At 67.5% G+C, this 825-nt stretch carries 1 protein-coding gene and 1 pseudogene; both read left to right on the top strand.

Annotated features, from left to right (window positions below; translation table 11 throughout):
• The first annotated feature begins 253 nt into the window (after positions 1–253).
• Complete coding sequence (locus PV350_RS46785) at positions 254–481, top strand: helix-turn-helix domain-containing protein (protein ID WP_500339332.1); 228 nt, start codon at positions 254–256, stop codon at positions 479–481.
• A gap of 84 nt (positions 482–565) precedes the next feature.
• Positions 566–724, top strand: a pseudogene (locus tag PV350_RS46780) (site-specific integrase); the annotation flags it as partial.
• Positions 725–825 lie beyond the last annotated feature (101 nt).

Genomic DNA, 825 nt, shown 5'->3' with positions numbered 1-825 from the left:
CCCGGACCCCGGACGGGGCCCCGTCGCACAATCCCGCGATATTCCGCAAAAATCCGAGCCCCACCCCGCCCGCCGGGACCGACCGTCGGCCGCTCCTGATTTTTGCGGAATATTGCGGGTTTCTGCGGAGCACCCCCGTCTGCCACCCGCACACCGCAACATCGCAGGTCAACGGCCTACACCGGGTTTTCTGCGGATTTTGCGGTTTGTGCGGCGGCATCTGCCCGTGAACTCAGCCTCACAGGAGTGAGACGTGGACGAACCGACGACCTTCCCCCTCGCCCCCGCCGATGACCCGACCCTTGTCCTCCTCACCGTCGAGGAGGCTGCCCGCCGCCTCCGCATCGGCCGGACGACGTGCTACGCGCTCATCCGCACCGGAGAGCTGGAGTCCGTACCCGTCGGCCGTCTCCGCCGCGTCCCCGCCGACGCCCCGGCCGCCTACGTCACCCGTCTCCGCACCGCCCAACGCGCCGCCTGACGACGCCCGGGGCGGCGGCACTCCCGGACAAGGACAACCCGCCGCCCCGGTACCCATCCCGACACCAAGAGCAGGAGCCTGCCTGTGGCAGAGCAAGAGAAGCGCACTCGACAGCCGAACGGACGCAGTTCGATCTACTTCGGCAAAGACGGCAAGTGGCACGGTCGGGTCACCGTCGGTGTTCGTGACGACGGCAAGCCGGACCGGCGTCACGTCGAACGGAAGACCCGTGCAGAGGTCACGGATGAAGCTTCCCCTCGATGTTGGACACCTGGAGACTGGGACGTGAGGTTCCAGAGGAAGTAGTGGCCAGGTGGGAAGTAAGAGCAACCGCAGCAGGCGGT

Origin of the sequence: Streptomyces sp. PA03-6a, assembly GCF_033792765.1 — a bacterium.
Classification (GTDB): Bacteria; Actinomycetota; Actinomycetes; order Streptomycetales; family Streptomycetaceae; genus Actinacidiphila.
The sequence above is the reverse complement of the archived record's forward strand: the minus strand, read 5'-3'. Positions and strand labels throughout refer to the sequence as shown.